General features: G+C 34.3%; 19 protein-coding genes. 14 read left to right on the top strand and 5 right to left on the bottom strand.

Going from position 1 to position 20,036, the window contains the following annotated elements:
- The first annotated feature begins 1 nt into the window (after position 1).
- The 8 genes from murA (at position 2) to C6H18_RS06170 (ending at position 6,467) form a co-directional block, all read left to right on the top strand.
- On the top strand, positions 2-1,270 hold the full coding sequence (murA, locus tag C6H18_RS06205; RefSeq protein ID WP_104722249.1) for a UDP-N-acetylglucosamine 1-carboxyvinyltransferase: 1,269 nt from the start codon (positions 2-4) through the stop codon (positions 1,268-1,270).
- Positions 1,267-2,196 (top strand): 16S rRNA (cytosine(1402)-N(4))-methyltransferase RsmH, encoded by a 930-nt coding sequence (gene rsmH, locus C6H18_RS06200; protein WP_104722248.1) that lies wholly within the window; start codon positions 1,267-1,269, stop codon positions 2,194-2,196. Before murA ends, rsmH begins: the two co-directional genes overlap by 4 nt.
- Before the next feature lie 9 nt (positions 2,197-2,205).
- On the top strand, positions 2,206-2,715 hold the full coding sequence (locus tag C6H18_RS06195) for a hypothetical protein (RefSeq protein ID WP_104722247.1): 510 nt from the start codon (positions 2,206-2,208) through the stop codon (positions 2,713-2,715).
- A gap of 59 nt (positions 2,716-2,774) precedes the next feature.
- Complete coding sequence (gene thrS / locus C6H18_RS06190; protein ID WP_104722246.1) at positions 2,775-4,592, top strand: threonine--tRNA ligase; 1,818 nt, start codon at positions 2,775-2,777, stop codon at positions 4,590-4,592.
- Positions 4,589-5,104, top strand: a complete 516-nt coding sequence (gene infC, locus C6H18_RS06185) for a translation initiation factor IF-3 (RefSeq protein WP_104722245.1) — start codon at positions 4,589-4,591, stop codon at positions 5,102-5,104. Before thrS ends, infC begins: the two co-directional genes overlap by 4 nt.
- Before the next feature lie 23 nt (positions 5,105-5,127).
- Positions 5,128-5,322, top strand: a complete 195-nt coding sequence (rpmI, locus tag C6H18_RS06180; RefSeq protein ID WP_104722244.1) for a 50S ribosomal protein L35 — start codon at positions 5,128-5,130, stop codon at positions 5,320-5,322.
- Positions 5,323-5,398: 76 nt separating this feature from the next.
- Complete coding sequence (rplT, locus tag C6H18_RS06175; protein WP_104722243.1) at positions 5,399-5,752, top strand: 50S ribosomal protein L20; 354 nt, start codon at positions 5,399-5,401, stop codon at positions 5,750-5,752.
- A 1-nt stretch (position 5,753) separates the two neighbouring features.
- Positions 5,754-6,467, top strand: a complete 714-nt coding sequence (locus C6H18_RS06170) for a hypothetical protein (RefSeq protein ID WP_158654880.1) — start codon at positions 5,754-5,756, stop codon at positions 6,465-6,467.
- Here C6H18_RS06170 and C6H18_RS06165 read toward each other — a convergent pair.
- The 5 genes from C6H18_RS06165 to C6H18_RS06145 all read right to left on the bottom strand — a co-directional run bounded on the left by C6H18_RS06165 (position 6,433) and on the right by C6H18_RS06145 (position 14,232).
- Complete coding sequence (locus C6H18_RS06165) at positions 6,433-7,854, bottom strand: efflux transporter outer membrane subunit (RefSeq protein ID WP_104722241.1); 1,422 nt, start codon at positions 7,852-7,854, stop codon at positions 6,433-6,435. The genes C6H18_RS06170 and C6H18_RS06165 overlap by 35 nt on opposite strands.
- A complete protein-coding gene (locus tag C6H18_RS06160; RefSeq protein WP_104722240.1) occupies positions 7,835-10,972 on the bottom strand; it encodes an efflux RND transporter permease subunit in 3,138 nt (1,045 codons plus the stop codon). Before C6H18_RS06160 ends, C6H18_RS06165 begins: the two co-directional genes overlap by 20 nt.
- Before the next feature lie 8 nt (positions 10,973-10,980).
- Positions 10,981-12,093 (bottom strand): efflux RND transporter periplasmic adaptor subunit, encoded by a 1,113-nt coding sequence (locus C6H18_RS06155; protein WP_104722239.1) that lies wholly within the window; start codon positions 12,091-12,093, stop codon positions 10,981-10,983.
- Positions 12,094-12,243: 150 nt separating this feature from the next.
- On the bottom strand, positions 12,244-13,464 hold the full coding sequence (gene nspC, locus C6H18_RS06150; protein ID WP_104722238.1) for a carboxynorspermidine decarboxylase: 1,221 nt from the start codon (positions 13,462-13,464) through the stop codon (positions 12,244-12,246).
- Positions 13,465-13,470: 6 nt separating this feature from the next.
- A complete protein-coding gene (locus tag C6H18_RS06145; RefSeq protein WP_104722237.1) occupies positions 13,471-14,232 on the bottom strand; it encodes a 3'-5' exonuclease in 762 nt (253 codons plus the stop codon).
- Between the two features lie 105 nt (positions 14,233-14,337).
- On the opposite strand from C6H18_RS06145, the gene C6H18_RS06140 reads away from it, so the two are divergent.
- From C6H18_RS06140 to zupT, 6 genes are all read left to right on the top strand, one after another.
- Positions 14,338-14,976 carry an HAD family hydrolase gene (locus C6H18_RS06140; RefSeq protein WP_104722236.1) on the top strand — a complete coding sequence of 213 codons (639 nt, stop codon included), beginning with the start codon at positions 14,338-14,340 and terminating at the stop codon, positions 14,974-14,976.
- A gap of 140 nt (positions 14,977-15,116) precedes the next feature.
- On the top strand, positions 15,117-15,677 hold the full coding sequence (locus C6H18_RS06135) for a pyruvate flavodoxin oxidoreductase subunit gamma (protein WP_104722235.1): 561 nt from the start codon (positions 15,117-15,119) through the stop codon (positions 15,675-15,677).
- An 8-nt stretch (positions 15,678-15,685) separates the two neighbouring features.
- The gene (locus C6H18_RS06130; protein WP_104722234.1) at positions 15,686-16,087 is read left to right on the top strand and encodes a 4Fe-4S dicluster-binding protein; all 402 of its coding nucleotides are present in this window, start codon (positions 15,686-15,688) and stop codon (positions 16,085-16,087) included.
- Positions 16,087-17,304: a 2-oxoacid:ferredoxin oxidoreductase subunit alpha gene (locus tag C6H18_RS06125; protein WP_104722233.1), complete on the top strand. Its 1,218-nt coding sequence runs from the start codon at positions 16,087-16,089 to the stop codon at positions 17,302-17,304. The genes C6H18_RS06130 and C6H18_RS06125 overlap by 1 nt, the downstream gene beginning before the upstream one ends.
- 10 nt (positions 17,305-17,314) lie before the next feature.
- A complete protein-coding gene (locus C6H18_RS06120; protein WP_104722232.1) occupies positions 17,315-18,259 on the top strand; it encodes a thiamine pyrophosphate-dependent enzyme in 945 nt (314 codons plus the stop codon).
- A gap of 856 nt (positions 18,260-19,115) precedes the next feature.
- Positions 19,116-19,982: a zinc transporter ZupT gene (zupT, locus tag C6H18_RS06115; RefSeq protein ID WP_104722231.1), complete on the top strand. Its 867-nt coding sequence runs from the start codon at positions 19,116-19,118 to the stop codon at positions 19,980-19,982.
- The last annotated feature ends 54 nt before the right edge of the window (positions 19,983-20,036 follow it).

Below are 20,036 nucleotides of genomic sequence, written 5' to 3'. Positions count from 1 at the left end.
TATGGACTTTTTATGTGTTGAAGGTGGCAAGAGATTGCAAGGTTCTATTAGCATTTCAGGTGCGAAAAATTCTGCTTTGCCACTTATTGCATTAAGCTTGTTAAGCAAAGAACGCGTGATTTTAGAAAATTTGCCTAATGTTGTAGATATAAAAACTTTTTTTTCACTTTTAGAAATGCTTGGGTGTGAAGTTGAATTTTTAGATACTCATACAACAGCACTAAGAATTCCAAAGATTCACAATACCAAAGCTACTTATGATATTGTGCGCAAAATGCGTGCTTCTATTTTGGTGCTTGGACCACTTTTGGGAAGATTTAGGTATTGTGAGGTGAGTTTGCCGGGTGGTTGCGCTATTGGTGCTAGACCGGTAGATTTACATATTAAGGCATTAGAAAAAATGGGTGCTAAGATACATATTGAAGGGGGATATATTGTTGCAGAAGCAAAAGAGGGATTGAAAGGAGCGGTGATTAATTTTGATAAAATCACGGTTACGGGTAGCGAAAATATCTTAATGGCAGCAGCTATGGCTAAAGGAAAAACCAAAATTATTAATCTTGCAAAAGAGCCAGAAGTGATTCAGCTTTGCGAGGTTTTAAAAGCGAGTGGAATAGATATTAAAGGTATTGGTGGTGATGAGGTAGAGATTTATGGAAGTGGAGGAGAGGCTTTAGAATTGCCTAAAAATATTTGCGTTATTCCTGATAGGATTGAAGCGGGGACTTATTTATGTGCGGGTGCTATTACAAACTCTCAAATTACTTTGCATCAAGTTAATCCCTCACATTTGGGAGCTATTATTTCAAAACTTCAAGAGATAGGTTTTAAGCTTACCTTTAATCAAGATTCTATTACGATTTATCCGACGAATAAATTTCAACCTTTTGAAGTCTCTACTGCTGAATACCCCGGGTTTCCTACTGATATGCAAGCGCAATTTATGGCATTAGCAACTCAATGTGAGGGAGCTAGTATTATTCAAGAGAGATTGTTTGAAAATCGCTTTATGCATGTTAGTGAATTACAAAGAATGGGGGCAAATATTTCTTTACACGGGAATATGGCTACAATTAATGGGGGTTATGAGCTATTTGGGGCGGATGTGATGGCAACAGATTTACGCGCTTCTAGTGCTTTGGTTTTAGCCGCATTGGTAGCTAAAGGAAAGACAAATATTCATAGAATCTACCATTTAGACAGAGGTTATGAGAAATTAGAAGAAAAATTTAGTAAATTAGGCACAAAGATACTAAGAGATAAAGAATGAGTATCCCGCATAATCCTGTTTTGTTACAAGAAGTTTTGCAATCTTTTTCTGTTCCTTTGGTGGTTGAAAATGGAGGTATTCTTATTGATTGCACTGTGGGATATGGAGGGCATAGTAAAGCACTTTTAGAGAAATATCCTAAACTAAGAATTATTGGTATTGATCAAGATGAGGGGGCAATTGCTTACACTTTTAATCACCTAAAGGATTTTAAAGATAGGTTTGAAGTTAAGCTTGGGAGATTTAGTGAGGTTTTGCCAAATATTTGGAGGGATGATATTGTAGGCATTTTAGCAGATATTGGCGTTTCTTCTGTGCAATTTGATGATAAGCAAAGGGGGTTTTGCTTTGATTCTCATTTATTGGATATGCGTATGAATCCTCATCATACTCTAAGTGCTAAAGAGATTGTTAATACCTACTCGTTACCGCAGTTAGAAAGAATTTTTAGAGATTTTGGAGAGATTAGGGAGTGGAAGAAGTTAGCACATTTAATTGTAGATTTTAGAAAGCAAGAAAAGATTGTTTGTGCAAGTGCTTTAAGTGGATTAATTGCAAAGCATTTTAAAAATACCAAAATACATCCGGCAACTCTTGCTTTTCAAGCTTTAAGGATTGAAGTTAATGATGAATTAGGAGAACTAGAGAGAATGCTTAAATTTTTACAAGAAAAAAGCTTCCAAAAAGGTGCTAGAGTAGGGATTATCTCTTTTCATTCTTTAGAAGATAGGATTGTAAAAACTGCTTTTAAGGGTTGGGAGAGGAGTTGTATATGCCCTAAAGAGGTAATGAAGTGTGTATGTGGAAATAATTATAAAAAGGGTAAAAATCTCTATAAAAAGCCTTTAAGTGCAACAAAAGAAGAGATAAAAAATAATCCACGTTCTCGAAGTGCTAAATTAAGAGTATTTGAGTTTGGTAATTGAAGGAAAAGAGTGGAAACTTATGAAGATTTGCGTCTTGAAGAGAAAGATAAAATAAAAAAAACAAGTTTTTTTCAAAAGATTTTTAAAAAAGAGACACAAATCTCTAGTGAAAATTTAGAGTTTTTAGAGCAGTGTGAGAATGATTCTGATAACACCAAAGATAAACAAGAAAATCCCGATGATGCTTTAGATGCTTTAATTGATACTTCGTATTTGCAAAAACAGAGCGAAAATATTTTATTAAGGGTAGAAGAAAAGGAGGAAATCTTAGAAGAGGTAGTAGGGGATTTAGAGGGTGAAATTCCTTTTAAAATGGTTGGATTTGTTTTTTTATTGATGTTTTTTGTTTTTGTTTTATTTGTGCCAAAGATTTATATTCGCAATAATATTTATTTTACTAGCCGTAATATTATTCAACTTCAAGCACAATTAGACTCTTTAAATGAAGAAAATAAGCATATTAAGAAGCAATTAGAAGATATTAAATTTAAAAATTTAACCCACGAGCTTGATTTTTAAAAAAGATTAAAATTATGCTATAATGCAACCAATATTTTTGAAGTTTAAGGCGATTGTTAATGTCTGAAGTAATTGGAATTAGGGTAGATAATCAAATCTATGATACTCAAAGTGCTAAAGAACTAGGCTTAGAGGGTCAGTTTATATATTTTGATAATTCTAAAGATTCTTTATTTATTATGCGACATACTTGTGCGCACTTAATGGCTGAAGCTATTAAAGCATTATATCCAGAAGCGCAATTTTTTGTAGGACCTGTTGTAGATGAAGGGTTTTATTATGATTTTAGAGTCAATCAAAAGATTAGTGAAGAAGATTTAATACAAATTGAATCTAAGATGAAAGAAATTGCAAAGAAGGGCGAGGAAATCATTAAGTATTATTTGCCAAGAGAAAAGGCTATGGAGAAATTTAAAGGCGATGATTTAAAGCAAGCTGTTATTAAGAATATTCCATTAGGGGATGGGCGTTTAAGCATTTACTCACAAGGAGAGTTTGAGGATTTATGCCGTGGTCCTCATTTACCTGCTTTGAAATTGCTTACTGCCTTTAAGCTTACCAAAATTGCCGGGGCTTATCTTGGTGGAGATGAACAAGCAGAGATGCTAACAAGAATTTATGGTATTGCTTTTGCGGATAAAGAGAGTCTCAATCAATATTTAAGGCAGCTTGAAGAGGCTAAAAAACGCGACCATAGAAAAGTGGGAATGGAAATGGAGCTTTTTAGCTTTGATGAAGATATAGGCGCAGGATTGCCTATATGGCTACCAAAAGGTGCTAGACTTAGAAGAAACATCGAAAACCTTTTAACGCAAGCATTGATTGAGCGAGGATATGAGCCTGTAAGGGGACCAGAGATTCTAAAAAGTGCGGTATGGAAACTTAGTGGTCATTATGCAAATTATGGTGAGAATATGTATTTTACTACTATTGATGGAGTGGAATATGGTATTAAGCCTATGAATTGTATTGGACATATTAAAGTTTATCAAAGTGCTTTGCGTAGTTATCGGGATTTACCTTTAAGGTTTTATGAATATGGTATCGTGCATCGCCACGAAAAAAGTGGAGTTTTACACGGGCTTTTAAGGGTGAGAGAATTTACGCAAGATGATGCTCATATTTTTTGTCGTCCTAACCAAATTGCAGAAGAGGTGCAAAATATTATTGATTTTACAAAGAAAATATTAAATGCTTTTGGTTTTAGCTATGAAATGGAGATTTCTACGCGTCCAGAAAAATCTATTGGCGATGATAAAATTTGGGAGGAAGCAACACAGGCTTTGAAGTATGCTCTTAATGAATGTGGGATTAATTACGCAATTGATGAGGGTGGTGGAGCATTTTATGGTCCAAAAATTGATATTAAAATTACTGATGCTATCGGTAGAAAATGGCAATGTGGGACTATACAAATTGATATGAATCTTCCAGAGAGATTCCAGCTAGAATATATAAGTGAAGATAATATTCCACAGCAACCCGTTATGATACATCGTGCTATTTTAGGAAGTTTTGAACGTTTTATTGCTATCTTAACAGAGCATTTTGGTGGAGAATTTCCATTTTTTATCGCACCCACACAAATTATTGTGATTCCTATTAATAATACTTGTAGTATTTATGCCAAAGAATTGCGTAATGATTTATTGAGAAATGGTATTTATGCAGAAATTGATGAAAGGAATGAAACACTTAATAAACGCATTAGGAATGCGGAAAAACAAAGAGTTCCAATGATTGTTGTATTGGGAGAAAAAGAACTTCAAGAAAGAAAAATATCTTTAAGAGATAGAAGAGATAAACAACAATCTATTTGGGAATATGATAACTTTATCCAAACTATGAAGGAGAAAATGCGTGAGGTTAGTTTTTGAGTAAAAATGATAATGTAGTCCTTAATGAGGATATTAACTTTCCAGAGGTTAGGTGTATAGGTGATGATGGTGGGCAATATGGTGTTATTAGCCCTAAAGAAGCTTTAGATATTGCAGAGAGTAAGGGTTTGGATTTAGTATTAATCGCCCCTGATGCTAAACCTCCTGTTTGCAAGATAATGGATTATGGTAAATTTCGTTATCAACAAGAAAAGAAGCAAAAAGAAGCAAAAAAGAAGCAAAAACAAATAGAAATTAAAGAGATTAAACTTTCTGTAAAAATTGCTTCTAATGATATTAACTATAAAGTCAAACACGCAAAAGAATTTTTAAATGAGAATAAGCATGTACGTTTTCGAGTATTTTTGCGCGGAAGGGAAGTTAGTGAGCCTCAAGTTGGTTTTGAGGTTTTAAATAAGGTTGCTTCAATGCTTGAGGATATTGCTAATGTCGATAAGGATTTTAAAGTAGAAGGTCGTTATGTCAATATGTTAGTAACACCTAAAAAGTAATTTATCTTATGAAAGGAGTGAAAATGCCAAAAATGAAAACAAATCGCGGTGCAGCCAAGAGATTTAAATTAAAAAAGAATCGTATTAAACGTGGTTCGGCGTTTAAAAGTCATATTTTGACAAAAAAGCGTCCAAGAAAAATTGCAAATCTTAATGCACCTAAATATGTTCATGATACAAATCTTGAATCGGTTAAAAAGATGCTTTGTATAGCATAAGTTTTAGTAATATTATTCCCCTTTAATAGGGTAAGTTTGGTAGAGATACCACACCATAAATGGTAAAGGAATTAAAATGGCAAGAGTAAAAACAGGCGTAGTAAGAAGAAGACGTCATAAGAAAATTTTAAAATTAGCACGAGGTTTTTATAGTGCAAGGCATAAACATTTTAGGAAAGCAAAAGAGCAGCTTGAGAGAAGTTTATGTTATGCTTTTCGTGATAGAAAGCAGAAAAAAAGAGATTTTAGAAAACTTTGGATTGTAAGAATTAATGCGGGTTGTAGAATGAATGCTATTAGTTATTCGCGTTTTATGTTTGGCTTGAAAAAGGCTGGTATTGCATTAGATAGAAAAGTGTTGGCAGATATTGCAATGAATGAACCACATAACTTTGCAAAGATTGTTGAGAGCGCAAAAAAAGCTCTTTAAAATGGGCTTTAGCAAAATAATTTCTAAAAAGATTTTTGTTTTTTTGGCTTGTATGAAAGTCCTTGTGGGTTCTGAAATACTTATACATCAAAATATCTCAGTAACTGCAAAGATAGAATCTACTCTATTCGTCGCTAATCCACAAATTAATGAGAGTGAAAAACTCAGAAATGAAAAGAATCTCTCTATGGCACAAAGGAATCAAATCATCCAGACTTTTAATCTCTTGAATCAGGAGATTCAAAAGTCTGGGATTTGTAATGGTGGTGGATTTGAAATTGCCCCTTATTATACTTATGAAAATGGTAGTAAAGAGCAAATGGGTTATCAGTCTCATTGGAACATCATTTGTGAGTTTAATCAAGATTCTTTAGAGGCTTTTAATGCACATTTAAATTTTATTCAAAACCAAATAGACAAGAATCCTTATCTAGTTTTTACTCTACCAAGTATTCACAAGGGTATTGATCAAAATAAAAATAGAGAGCTTGATGAGGATCTTAATGTTGCATTGCTTCAAAAGGCTCAAGATGTTGCTAAAAAATACGCCAAAACTCTGCGAAAAAGATGTGAAATTAAAAAAATTACATTAGCAAAAGCAGAGGATTTCGTAGCTCCACTTCTTGCTAATGAAAGTTTAGAGAGTATAGTTGCTCCTACAGCAAAATTGCAAAATAAAACTATTCAAGGTGAAGTTGCTTATCGCTGTTATTAGCTTCATATTCTTTACTCCACCCACCACCTAAGGCTTTATAAAGATTGATAGCTGCACTTAGGTTTTCTAACTTTGCACTTTGTTGATTAAGCTCTGCTGCAAATAGACTGCTTTGTGTTGTGAGGACTTCTAGGTAGTTAGTGTAGCCTTCTTCATAGCGAAGTTGGGCTAAAACTAAAGTTCTCTTCAAAGCTTCTACTTGCTCATTAAAGCTTTGAATGCGTTCATTGCTAATAGAATAATTAAAGATAGAATCTCTAACTTCTCCAAATGCTTTATTAATAGTTTGCCCATAAACTAAAAGCATTTCTTGATATTGTGCTTTTGTGAGATTGATATTGGCATTTGTCCTGCCTAAATCTAAGAGATTGCTTATAAAATTACCTCCATAATTCCAAGTTGAAGAGGAGTTTTGTGTTAAGTTACTTAATTCAGGGCTAACATATCCAGCCAAGCCTGTTAAAGAAATGGTAGGAAAATAAGCACTTCTTGCAACACCAACAGCAAAGTTAGCTGCCTTTAAATTTTGTGTTGCTGCTTCAATATCTGGACGTTGTTCTAAGATAGAGGAGGGTAATCCAACAGGTATAACAGGGGCATCAGGTAATTCTTGTGGTTGTGTTGGAATATCCACATTAAAGATACCTTCTGGATCTCTTCCTAGTAGGATTAATAGTGCTGTTTGTGCAGCATTTTGTTCCTTTAATAAACTTTGCAGTTGAGCTTTTACTGAAGCTACTTCTGATTTTGCTTGCTGCATAGTGATTTCTGAAATTTGACCTATTTCGAATTCTTTTTTACGATATTGATAGTTTTCTTCTCGTGCTTTTAGAGTGTTTTGTGAAATTTGTATTTGGTTGTTAAGCGTAAGAATGCCAAAATAGCTTTCTGCAACATTGGCAATAAGACTTAACTTGATAGTATCTTGATTGGCTTTTATCGAGAGTAGATTTGCGTAAGCTCTTCTATCTGCATCTCTAGCTCTCCCCCATAAATCAAGCTCAAAGCTAACAATACCACTTAAGGAAAAATTATTATAGTTTTCTAGTTGTCCTTTGCTGGGGTCCTTTTTGATTCTTGTCGCTTCGCCTTGTAGTTTTATGTTAGGGTATCTATCACTCCTAGCATAGCTCCAGCTACTTCTGGCTTGTGATACTCTTGACATTGCTAAGGCTAGATCATAGTTATTATCCAAAGCTTCTTCGATAAGCAAATCAAGGGTTGAATCACCAAAGTCTTTCCACCAGGTTGTGGAGATTTTTTCTTCTGTGGATTCTAATCCAAGATATTGAGGAAGATTAGTTATGGGTTGTTGATATTTTGGAGAGAGAGAGCAACCTGCTAGTAAAAGAGTAAGGCAAATAATCTTAATAGTTATGTGATTCATTTTTATTCCTTAGGTTGGCTATAAATTCACTAAGTTTTGCAAAATAGGTATAAAATAGAGGGATAAAGAGTGTGGCAATAAAGGTTGCGGCTAACATACCTCCAATCACTCCTGTCCCGATAGCGTGCCTACTAGCACTTCCTGCACCTGTGCTAATAGCAAGAGGTAAAACGCCTATGGTAAAGGCTAGTGAAGTCATTACAATGGGTCTAAACCTAAGTTTGGCTGCTTCAATGGCAGAATCAAGAATGCTTTTTCCTTCTTTTTCTCGTGCTTGCATAGCAAATTCTACGATTAATATCGCGTTTTTAGCAGAGAGGGCAATTAATGTTACAAGACCGATTTGAAAATAAATGTCATTTTCTAATCCCCGAAGCCAAGTTGCAAAAATGGCTCCAAAGACCGCAAAAGGGACAGCTGTTAAAACTGCTAATGGCATTAGCCAACGTTCATATTGAGCCGCTAAAATTAAAAAAACAAAGATTAATCCAAAAATAAAGGCAGTAGCTCCTGTGCCACTGCTCGTTTTTTCTTGATAAGAGCTTCCAGACCAAGCAATTGTGTAACCATCAGGCAAAACTTCATTGGCTACCTCTTCGATAGCTTTTAGTGCATCCCCTGAAGAATAGCCTTGATTAGTATTGCCAGTAACTTGTGCGGCTGGAAAAAGGTTGAATCGTTGGAGAATATCTGCTCCAATTACTCTTTCAAAACTTACCAATGAGCTAATAGGGATTAATTCACCACTTTGAGATCGGACAAAGACATTGCGTAGATTTTCAGGAGATTCTCTAAAAGGGCTTTCGGATTGTATATTAACCTTATAGGTTCTTCCATAGAGGTTAAAGTCATTCACATAATAAGAACCAAAGGTGGATTGTAAGGTTGAGAAAACATCTGTTATATCAACACCTAAGGATTTGGCTTTATCCCTATCAAGCGAGACATTATATTGCGGGACATCAGCACTTAATGTAGTTCGAAGTCCTGTTAGCTCTTTTCTTTCACTAGCTTTTTGTAAGACAAGTTGCGTATATTTTTTAAGATCATCTATGCTACCACCGGTTCTATCTTGGATATACATTTCAAAACCTTCAGTTAAGCTAAGACCCATAATAGGGGGAGGATTTAGGGCAAAGATAATAGCGTTTGGATTTTGCATAAGTTGCCCAGTTAGGGAGTTTGCTAATGCTTGTGAGCTTTGGGAGGTTTCTTTTCTTTCACCCCAATCTTTTAATTTAGCAAAGGCAGCACCTCCAAAGGTTCTAACCGCACTTGATAATATATCATATCCGGCTAAAACCATAATAGAATCTACTTCTTCATTGCTTCTTACCGTATTTTCTATAAAGGAAGCCATTTGCGTTGTTTTGCTAAGAGCTGTGGCTGGAGGGAGTTTCATAGAAATAAGTAGAATTCCTTTATCTTCAGCAGGAACTAAAGAGGTAGGAACGCGTGTAAATAATCCATAAGTAATTGCTAGTAATCCTGCAAATAAAATAAGGTATAGGATTCCTCTTCTAATGGAATTAGCCACACCTCTTGTGAATCTATAAGTAAGCCAATCAAAAAAGCGATTAAATTGTTTAACAATGTAAAAAGGCTTTACTTCTTCAGTTTTTAAAATGGAAACACAGAGTGCTGGGGTAAGTGTTAATGCTACAAATCCTGAAATAATCACAGAGATAACAATGGTAATGGCAAATTGTTTATAAATCTCTCCAGAAAATCCGCCAATGAAAGCTACTGGGATAAAAACTGCCGATAGAACTAAAACAATAGCAATAACAGGGCTTGCTATTTCTTCCATAGCTTTCATTGTGGCGTTTTTGACAGAGAGCTTTTCTTGATGGATTATCCGCTCGACATTTTCTATGACAATAATGGCATCATCAACTACGATACCAATAGCTAAGATAAGACCAAAAAGCGTTAAGAGATTGATTGAAAACCCTAATAAATACATTCCGGCAAAGGCTCCAATGATGGATACTGGAACAGCTAATACAGGAATAATCGTTGCGCGAAAGTTTTGTAAGAAAAAATAGATAACAATAATGACTAAAATAATGGCTTCGATGAAGGTTTTAATCACTTCTTTAACCGAAATATGAACAAAGGCTGTTGTATCATAAGGAATAGCGTATTCTACACCTTCTGGAAATTTTAAAGAAAGTTCTTTCATTTTTGCTTCGACATTACTAGCAACCTCTAAAGCATTTGCGCCGGGTTGTAAGAAAGTGGCAAATGCAACAGCTGGTCTGCCATTATAAAAGGCATTGACGCTATAATCTTCCGCCCCTAATTCAATCCTTGCTATATCTTTAAGCAGTAAAGAGGAACCATCGGCATTGGTGCGAATTAAAATATTTTCAAATTCTTGTGGTGTGGAAAAACGTCCTTTGGTTGTAACTGTATAGGTGAAGTCTAAATCTTTTCTAATGGGTTCTTGTCCAAATGCACCCGCTGCAAATTGTGAATTTTGCTCTTGAATAAGTTTGATAATTTCTGATGAGATTAGGTTATATTTGTTGAGTTTTGCAGGATCTAGCCAAATTCTCATTGAATATTCTTGACGCGAAAAAAGTGTGGTATCTCCCACTCCGGGAATCCTTTTTAATTCATCAATAATATTGATAGCCGCATAATTTGCAAGATAGGTTGGATTTTGACTTGTAAGGGTAGAGTAGAGAGAATAAACAGCTAAAATAGTAGAAGATCGTTTTTGAACATTTACCCCATATCTTTGAACTTCTTGGGGTAGTTTGCTTAAAACAGCTTGGACTCTATTATTGACATTAATGGTTGCCTGATTAGGGTCTGTTTCATTGGTGAAAAATACATTAATAGAAAGAGAACCTGATGAAGTTGCAGAGGATTGCATATAAATCATTCCTTCTACTCCATTAATGCTATTTTCCAATACACTTGCAACATTGTTGGAGATAACGGCTGCACTAGCTCCAGGATAAGTTGCTGTGATAACTACTTGTGGAGGTGTAACTTGAGGATATTCTTCTACGGGTAAAGAAACGATTGATAAAGCACCTGCAATAACAAGGACGATAGACATTACCATTGCAAGAACAGGGCGATTGATAAAAAACTTAGAAAACATAAAAACCCTTATTGATTGGTAGATTGATTCATCGGCGTTACAGGTGCGTTTGGTCGGATTTTAATGAGTTGATTGGTAATGATAAGATCACCTTCTTGCAAACCTGATTGGATTAAAAAGGTATTTCCCACAACGTTTCCCAAAACTACCGGTGTTGGAACAGCCTTTCCATCAATAACTTTATAAACATAGCTACCATTGGAATCTTGCATAAGGGCTACTTGTGGAATAGCAATAGAATCCTTAGCTATTAAGCCTTCTAATTGGATGCGTGAAAATTCTCCCGGAATAAGGAGGTTATTAGTGTTTTCTACAATGGCTCTTGCTTTAATGGTCGCTGTGTTAGCATCAATAATGCCATCAATGAAATCTAATTTACCTTCTTTTTCATAAATTTTACCATTAGGTAGAATATACTGCACGATGATATTATCTTGTTGTAGATTCCTTAAGAAGTAATAATCATTGTTGGGGATTGAAAATTCTGCGTGAATAGGATTTAATTGTGTAATGGTAACAAGGATATTGTTCCCTCCTGCGCTACCTACTAAATCCCCAATATCATATTTTTTTATGCCAATTTTTCCACTTGCAGTTGCTACTACATTTGTGTATCCTAAGTCAATGAGAGCATTCTCTAAATTAGCCTGAGCATTTGCAACACCTGCACTAGCATTTTCATAAAGAGATAAAGCTTGGTCTCTTTCTTTTGGGCTTAAAGCTTTTTCTTCAAAAAGTTTTTTAGAACGTTCCCAATTTCTACTAGCTTCTTTAAAAGTTGCTTGTGCAGATTGAAGTTGTGCCTTAGCAATATTAACTTTTGCTTCATATTTTGCAGGATCGATTTTAAAAAGTTTATCTCCTTTTTCAACAAAAGAGCCTTCCGCGAAGTTTTGTTCTAGGAGTATTCCTTCTACTCTTGCATAAATATCAACGCTTTGGAGGCTTTTAAGTTGGGTTGGGTATTCAAAGGAAATGGGAATATCTTGTTTTTGAACCTTATAAGTGCTAACAGGAATAGCCATATTCTTGGGCATATCTTGTTTTTTGTTTTCAAAGCAACCAGAAAGAAAGAATAAACTACAGAGTGAAATAAATAACAATTTAGGGTAATTTTTCATTTTTTTCCTTAAAGACCTAAAGTTTCATAGAGAGTATCGTTTTTAGGCTGTAAATTTGTAAGAATCTTGTTCTTTAAATGAATGTAGCTTGTATTACATTATAGTTATGGAGAATTATAGTTAAAAATGTTTGAAATTTTCTTAAAAATCTTAGCTGTTTCTATACTTATAATCCTCGTAATTAAAGGATTTAAAGAGTTCAAATTCTCCATTTTTATGAATGATTCCAATACTAGGTAGTGGGACGCCATTGAAAGTATTGTTTTTAACAATTGTATAATGCATCATATCTTCAAAAATAATTTTATCCCCTATTTTTAATGGTTCCTCAAAGCTATAATCCCCAATAATATCTCCTGCAAGACAAGTTGGACCGCCAAAACGATAACAATAGGGTTTTTCTCCTACTAGTTTGAGGCTTTTTCCTTTTTTTGTTTGGGCTTTGAAGCTGTTGCGAATCATTGGACGATAAGGCATTTCAAGGCAATCTGGCATATGAGCTGTGGCACTTACATCTAAAATGGCTATATCAATGCCATTATGGACAATATCTATAACACTCCCTATTAAGAATCCACTTTGCCAACCAACGGCTTCTCCCGGCTCCAAATAAATTTGGGTTTTAAACTTTTTTTTAAATTTCTTCAAGGTTTTAAGAAGTAATTCTATATTGTAGTCTTTACGCGTAATGTGATGCCCTCCACCAAAGTTAATCCATCGCATTTGAGGGATAAAGTCTCCAAAATGTTTGATAAAGTGTTGCAGTGTTTGTTTGAGTGCATCACTATTTTGCTCACAATGGGTGTGAAAATGTAAGCCACTAATGCCTTTTAGACCATATTCTTTGAATCCTTTTTGGAATTCTTTAGGAGTAATTCCTAACCTTGAACCTTCTATGCAAGGATTGTAGATTTTAGGTGTTACCTCGCTATATTGTGGATTAACCCGAAGTCCTACTTCAATCATTGGTTGTTCTTTGGCGATTCTTTGTAGGTTTTCTTTGTCAATAAGGGATTTATAGGTTTGCCATTGCAAAAAAGAATTAAAAATAATATGGTTAGAAATTTTAACAAGCTCTTTCATCTCATCTTGTTTGTAAGCTGGGCTAAAAGTGGTAATTTCTTTGCCAAAAGTTTCAAAACCAAGTCTTGCTTCATAAATTCCACTTGCGGTAATTCCACTTAAATATTCTTTGGCAATTTTAAAACTTTTCCAAAGAGCATAGCCTTTAAGTGCCAGAAGAATCTTAACTCCGCTTTGTTGTTGGATAAAGTTTAGAAGTTTGAGGTTTTTTTCAAATTTTTCTTCTTCTAATACATAACAGGGGCTTGGGATATTTTCGAAGTTTTTTGGATAATGGCTAGTATTCATTTTAAGTTACCTTATAATGCTTTTTGAGTTTGTAAATTCTAGCAAATCATAACTTGTATGGATATTTTTATCTAAGTATTTAAGGCATTGTTTAAAAATCTCTAAAGCAATTTTAGAATCCTCTAAAGCTCGATGTAAAGTGTGGTGATGGATTCCTAAAAATTCATTAAGGAAGCCTAGAGAATATTTTGGGGATTTGATGGTTTTTTGTGCAAGTTTGATAGTGCAAAGACAGGGATTATAAAGATAGCCAAAATTGTTGTAGTAGCAAGCATTGCTAAGAAAATTAAAATCAAAATCGGCATTATGGGCTACAAAGATAGAATCCTTTAAAAATAATTTAAAAGTTTCTAAGACTTGATGAATCTTGGGGGAATCTTGGAGCATAGAGCTTGTAATACCTGTAATTTCAGTAATTTTTTCTGGAATATCTTGGCAAAAGACAAAGGAGTGAAATGTTTCTTTAATCTCTCTATTTTGATAGCGAATGGCTCCTATTTCTATGGGTTGATGGATATAAGGATTATGCCCATTGGTTTCGATATCAATAATGCAAAAGCTTTCTTGCAAATAAGGAGTAAGGGTGGTTCTTAGATAGACTTTATCGTGAGCGAAAAATAGGGGAATTCCTGAGGTTTTAATGATTTCTAGTTCTATTTGGGGATTGGCTAATAATCCTCCTAATTCACAAAGTAAGGATAAAAATTCATTCTGACTTAAAGGACGTTTTTGTAATTTCTTTAGAAGTTTGTCGTAATGTTTTGGCATTTTAATCCTAAATTTTATAAACAAGCTTTGGAATATTAGCTTTTTGAAACTTAAAGTAAAAAAGTGTAAATTTACACAAAATTTTTATAAGGAGGGGTCTATAAAATGCAAAAAGACAAAATTATTTTATTTGACTTGGATGGGACATTAATAGATTCAACAAAAGCTATTTATGAGAGTTTTTGTGTAGCCTTTGAAGTTCATAAGAAAGAAATACCTGCCAAAGAAGTAATTATTGCACAAATAGGTTATCCTCTGGAAAATGTTTTTGAAACTTTAGGGATTGGTAAAAAAGAGAGTATGTCCTATATTTTAGCTTACAAGGAGCATTATGGAAAGATTTGTAAGGCTAAAACTCATCTTTTAAACAATGCTAAAGAGGCTATTTTAGAATCTTATGAATTTGCATATTTAGGAGTGGTTACGACAAAGACTGCCCAATATTCAAAAATCCTTTTAGAGTATTTTGGGGTTTTAGAATATTTTACAGGTATTATAGGGAGGGAGGATGTTGCTAAACCAAAGCCTGATAGTGAAGGAATATTAAAAGCTTTAGAGCTTATGCCAAAATACGATAAAAAGAAAGTTACGATGGTAGGAGATACTCCTCTTGATATAATAGCAGCACAAGATGCTGGTATTAATGCTATGGGGGTATTAAGTGGTTATGCTCCCTTAGAATTATTGCAAAAATATACTCATCAAATTTTTGCAGATGCCTTAGAGGCTATTAGAAGTATTTAAGGTTTTATAGAACTTAAATTTTATATGAGTTATTTCTACACAAAAGAATATTTTTGGTAAATTATTTTTTTAATATAAGGATTTTTAAGCCCAATTTTTTTAGAATTTAGAACAATAAAATCTCATTTTTAGGAGGCATTATGCTTGAGATTAGGTGGCATAGCCGTGCAGGACAAGGTGCAGTAACAGGTGCTAAAGGTTTAGCAGATGTGATTGCAGGGACAGGTAAAGAGGTGCAAGCTTTTGCATTTTATGGTTCGGCAAAAAGAGGTGCAGCAATGACAGCTTATAATCGTATTGATGATAGCCGTATTTTAAATCACGAAAAATTTATGAATCCTGATTATATTCTAGTTATTGATCCGGGTTTAACCTATATCACAGACATTTGTGCCAATGAAAAATCTACTACGAAATATATAATTACCACACATTTGAGTAAGGAAGAATTTTTAGAGAGCAAACCCGAGCTTAAGGGCAAGGAAGTTTATATTTTAGATTGCATTAAGCTTTCTTTAGATGCCTTTGGCAAATCAATTCCTAATGCACCAATGTTGGGAGCATTTTTAAAAGTTTCAGGAGCTTTAGAGCTTGATTTTTTCTTGGAATCTTTTAAAAAGGTTTTGGGTAAAAAGTTACCCCAAAAAGTTATTGATGCGAATATGGAAGTTATTAAAAAAGCTTATAATGAAGTACAATAGGAGTTAATATGGAATATAAAGGTTGGAATGAATTTGAAGCAGGATCAGTGTTGTTTCCTTTTGAAAAAGAGGGAGTTGGTATGGCACAAAAACACGCAAGTGATAGAGAATATCGTTCGGATAGTTCTTATAAAGCAAGTGTTGCTCACTGGCGTGTTGAGAAGCCAATTTTTAATACCGAGCATTGTATTAATTGTTATTTTTGTTGGGTGTATTGCCCAGATTCTTCAATTTTAGTAAGAGATGAGAAGATGGTGGGTGTAGATTATATTCATTGTAAAGGCTGTGGTGTCTGTGCTGAAGTATGTCCAACTAATCCAAAATCCCTTTTAATGTTTAATGATTATGAAACTGATGAGGTTGCATTATCTAAATGGCCAGCAAAAGAATCTAAGAAAAAGGATAAATAATGGCAGAAATTTATGAACTACAAGAAGTAGAAGTGTGGGATGGTAATATGGCAGCAAGCCACGCAATGCGTCAAGCCCAAATTGATGTTGTTTCTGCTTATCCTATCACTCCATCAACACCAATTGTGCAAAACTATGCCAGTTTTTTAGCTAATGGTTATATTGATGGCGAATTTATAATGGTAGAGTCAGAACACGCCGCTATGAGTGGCTGTGTAGGAGCGGCTGCTGCTGGAGGTAGGGTAGCAACCGCAACAAGCTCTCAAGGTTTTGCTTTAATGGTGGAGGTACTCTATCAAGCCTCTGGTATGCGATTGCCCATTGTGTTAAATGTTGTTAATCGTGCATTAGCTAGTCCTTTAAATGTTAATGGTGATCATTCAGATATGTATTTAGGACGCGATGCAGGATGGGTGAATCTTTGCACTTATAATCCTCAAGAAGCTTATGATTTTAACCTTATGGCATTTAAGATTGCTGAAGATTACGAGGTAAGATTACCTGTAATGGTGCATCAAGATGGTTTTATTTGCTCTCATACTGCACAAAGTGTGCGTCCGCTTAAAGATGATGTGGCTTATAAGTTTATTGGGGATTATAAACCTAAAAATGCTATGTTGGATTTAGAAAAACCTGCAACTTATGGTTCGCAAACAGAAGAAGATTGGCATTTTGAACATAAAGCACAGCTTCATAATGCTATTATGCAATCTACTAGCGTTATAGAAAAAGTCTTTAGAGAATTTGAATCTCTAACAGGTCGAAAATATAATATTATTGAACAATACGACTTAGAGGATGCAGAAGTAGTAATTGTGGCTTTAGGAACAACTGTTGAATCTGCAAGAATTGCCGCACAAGAGGTAAGGAAAAGTGGCATCAAAGCAGGAGTTTTAAGTATTCGCGTGTTGCGTCCCTTTCCTTATAAAGAATTTGGAGAAGCTTTAAAGAATGCTAAAGCAGTCGCATTTTTAGATAGAAGTTTGCCAGCAGGAGCTATGGGAATGCTCTTTAATGAAGGAGTAGCGGCATTGTATCAAGCGGATAATAAACCTATTGTGAGTAATTATGTTTATGGGCTTGGTGGTCGAGATTTAACGCAAAGCCATTTACAAGAAATCTATAAGGAGCTAGAAGCCGATGCAAAGGCGGGTAAAATAACCCATAAAAGGCAGCAGTTTATAGGGCTTAGAGGTCCAAAATTAGGATATCATTAAGGAGATTGATATGAGCGAAATTAAGAATTTAAAGCAATATTCTAAATCAAGTGAACGTTTTGAGGGTGCAAATCTTTTATGTCCGGGCTGTGCGCACGGAATTATTGTTAGGGAAGTTTTAAATGCAACAGAACACCCCTTACTTGTAGCGGCTTCTACCGGCTGTTTGGAGGTTAGCACCGCAGTGTATCCTTATACTTCTTGGGATGTGCCTTGGATACATATTGGATTTGAAAATAGTTCCACAGCTATTGCAGGAGCCGAAGCTATGTATAAAGCATTGAAGAAAAAAGGACGTTTGTATAGCGAAAAAGAGCCAAAATTTGTAGCCTTTGGTGGAGATGGTTCTACCTATGATATTGGATTTCAGTTTATTAGCGGTTGTTTTGAGAGAGGACACGATTTTACTTATGTTTGTTTGGATAATGAAGTCTATGCGAATACAGGAGGACAAAGAAGCGGTTCTACGCCTCTTGGAGCATCTACTACTACAACACCTGCAGGACGCATTAGTTATGGTAAAAAAGATAGAAAAAAAGATTTACTTTTTATTATGGCAGCGCATGGTTCTCCGTATGTTGCACAGGTAGCTCCTAATAAATGGAAAGATATGAGTAAAAAAATAAAAACAGCTATCGAAACAGAAGGTCCTACATTTATTAATGCTATGAGTGCTTGTACCACAGAGTGGAGGTTTCCAGCTCATCAAACTATCGAAACGAGTGATTTGGCGGTTGATTCCTTAGTGTTTCCTTTGTATGAAATAATTAATGGGACAGAATTAAGAATCACCTATCGCCCCAAAAATAAAATTCCGGTTCGTGATTATTTAGGAGTTCAAGCAAGATTTAAGCATTTGTTTAAACCAGAAAATGAATACCTTATTGATGAGTGGCAAAAGAATGTTGATAAGTATTGGGAATATCTCCAAAGACGAGAAGAAGCAAAGGTGTGATTTATTTGTTGGTTTTACCTATACTTAGTGCTAATAATTTATTATTAAGAAGTAGGGATGGCATAATAGAATTAAATCCATAATTGCTTTTGGGAGGATAAGGGTTTTTGGGTTTTTAAAGGATAGGGATTTCACAAATAGGGGAAGTGATATAAAGTCCTATAAGGCAGTATAAATGATTATTGCTAGTTTGTCCCTGTTAATAGTTTTAGGTTGTTTATTTTTAGGATTTTATAGAGGTCATAAGAATTAATAAAAACCATTCAAAGATTTGATAGAACTTTACTTCATCTAGTGTTTTAATAACTAGATTTTAACTCCACAGAGATATAACAAAATTATTCTTTTATCAATGTTTTTAAGGATGTAATATCCTATTAAGATATAGATAAATGCAATGAGGCTAGATATGTTAGGGAGAAATTCCTCTTTTGTTTAAGAAGGGTTTTACAATGGTTTTAGAAGTGCTAGTAGGGTAGATAATCAGTAGAAGATTTAGAAAGAGTTGATTTTAAGTCTGGATTTAGGACTTTAAACTTTTTGAAAAAACTATTAAAAACACTGTATCTAAAAGAGTGGAATTTTATTTTATTTAGTATTTATGAATCACTTTATTTAATGGTTTAGATATTTAGCACTTAATTAAGTTTATTTTTAAATATTTTAATTTTGCTTATTTTCTAGTAATAATAAGAAAGCTCAAAATAGCATTATTGGATAAATCAGATTGCTAGAAGTTGCAAAACTAGAGAAATTTATAGAAGTTTTATAGGCTTGTTTGCTGCTAGTCTATCAGAAATAATATTTTTATGATAAAATATCTTAAATAATAAAAATTATTGTTTAGGATTAAAATATGGAATTTACTTTTTCTCAAATTATATTTGCTTTGTTTTTAACTCTTTTAGCGGGATTTTCTACTTCCATTGGGGCTGTCATAGCGTTTTTTTCTAAAAAAGATGATTTAAGGATATTGTCTTTTGGGCTTGGGTTTTCAGCTGGTGTGATGATATATATTTCCTTTATGGAGATATTACCCGAATCCTTACGCGAGTTTTCGGAGTTTTATCAGTCTAAATGGGCGGAATTATTTGGTTTGGTTTGTTTTTTTGTGGGTATTGTTTTAAGTGGTTTGATTGATAGACTTATTCCACAAGATGTTAATCCTCACGAACCAAAGGATTATTCAGAGGTTAAAATGTGTCCTGTGGTGCAAATTTATGGTAAGGAAACTATTTCTTATATAGAAAAAACAACGAAGATTAATGCAAAGGCTTTAAAAAGGGCGGGTATTTTTACAGCCATAGCAATTGCTATTCATAACTTTCCTGAAGGGTTTGCAACCTTTATTTCAAGCCTAGATAGTATCTCTCTTGGGATTATGGTAGCTATTGCCGTAGCTTTGCATAATATTCCAGAGGGAATGGCAGTATCTTTACCTATTTATCACGCTACTGGTGATAAGAAAAAAGCCTTTATTTATTCTTCTTTATCAGGATTTGCAGAGCCTTTAGGGGCTATTATAGGGGCTGTTATAATATTTCCTTTTATGGGTGATTTAACTTTAGCAATTACTTTTGCTATTGTTGCTGGAATTATGGTATTTATTTCTTTTGATGAACTTTTGCCTACTGCTAGGACTTATGATAAAGCTCACGATAGCCTTTATGGATTGGTTATTGGAATGGCAATTATGGCACTTAGTTTGAATCTTTTGCAGTAAATTGAAGTTTAAAGCATAAATAAAGCATTTGTGCCTTTGCCCCTTCCTTGCAAC

It is taken from the genome of Helicobacter mesocricetorum (assembly GCF_900198605.1).
Taxonomy (GTDB): Bacteria; Campylobacterota; Campylobacteria; order Campylobacterales; family Helicobacteraceae; genus Helicobacter_D; species Helicobacter_D mesocricetorum.
Note: the sequence above shows the minus strand (reverse complement) of the source record. Positions and strands in the feature narration are given on the sequence as shown.

Excerpts from the sequence above, each read along its gene's own strand:
- murA (WP_104722249.1), top strand. The coding sequence starts at position 2 with ATGGACTTTTTATGTGTTGAAGGTGGCAAGAGATTGCAAGGTTCTATT.
- rsmH (WP_104722248.1), top strand. The coding sequence starts at position 1,267 with ATGAGTATCCCGCATAATCCTGTTTTGTTACAAGAAGTTTTGCAATCT.
- thrS (WP_104722246.1), top strand. The coding sequence starts at position 2,775 with ATGTCTGAAGTAATTGGAATTAGGGTAGATAATCAAATCTATGATACT.
- rpmI (WP_104722244.1), top strand. The coding sequence starts at position 5,128 with ATGCCAAAAATGAAAACAAATCGCGGTGCAGCCAAGAGATTTAAATTA.
- rplT (WP_104722243.1), top strand. The coding sequence starts at position 5,399 with ATGGCAAGAGTAAAAACAGGCGTAGTAAGAAGAAGACGTCATAAGAAA.
- C6H18_RS06170 (WP_158654880.1), top strand. The coding sequence starts at position 5,754 with ATGGGCTTTAGCAAAATAATTTCTAAAAAGATTTTTGTTTTTTTGGCT.
- C6H18_RS06165 (WP_104722241.1), bottom strand. The coding sequence starts at position 7,854 with ATGAATCACATAACTATTAAGATTATTTGCCTTACTCTTTTACTAGCA.
- C6H18_RS06160 (WP_104722240.1), bottom strand. The coding sequence starts at position 10,972 with ATGTTTTCTAAGTTTTTTATCAATCGCCCTGTTCTTGCAATGGTAATG.
- C6H18_RS06155 (WP_104722239.1), bottom strand. The coding sequence starts at position 12,093 with ATGAAAAATTACCCTAAATTGTTATTTATTTCACTCTGTAGTTTATTC.
- nspC (WP_104722238.1), bottom strand. The coding sequence starts at position 13,464 with ATGAATACTAGCCATTATCCAAAAAACTTCGAAAATATCCCAAGCCCC.
- C6H18_RS06145 (WP_104722237.1), bottom strand. The coding sequence starts at position 14,232 with ATGCCAAAACATTACGACAAACTTCTAAAGAAATTACAAAAACGTCCT.
- C6H18_RS06140 (WP_104722236.1), top strand. The coding sequence starts at position 14,338 with ATGCAAAAAGACAAAATTATTTTATTTGACTTGGATGGGACATTAATA.
- C6H18_RS06135 (WP_104722235.1), top strand. The coding sequence starts at position 15,117 with ATGCTTGAGATTAGGTGGCATAGCCGTGCAGGACAAGGTGCAGTAACA.
- C6H18_RS06130 (WP_104722234.1), top strand. The coding sequence starts at position 15,686 with ATGGAATATAAAGGTTGGAATGAATTTGAAGCAGGATCAGTGTTGTTT.
- C6H18_RS06125 (WP_104722233.1), top strand. The coding sequence starts at position 16,087 with ATGGCAGAAATTTATGAACTACAAGAAGTAGAAGTGTGGGATGGTAAT.
- C6H18_RS06120 (WP_104722232.1), top strand. The coding sequence starts at position 17,315 with ATGAGCGAAATTAAGAATTTAAAGCAATATTCTAAATCAAGTGAACGT.
- zupT (WP_104722231.1), top strand. The coding sequence starts at position 19,116 with ATGGAATTTACTTTTTCTCAAATTATATTTGCTTTGTTTTTAACTCTT.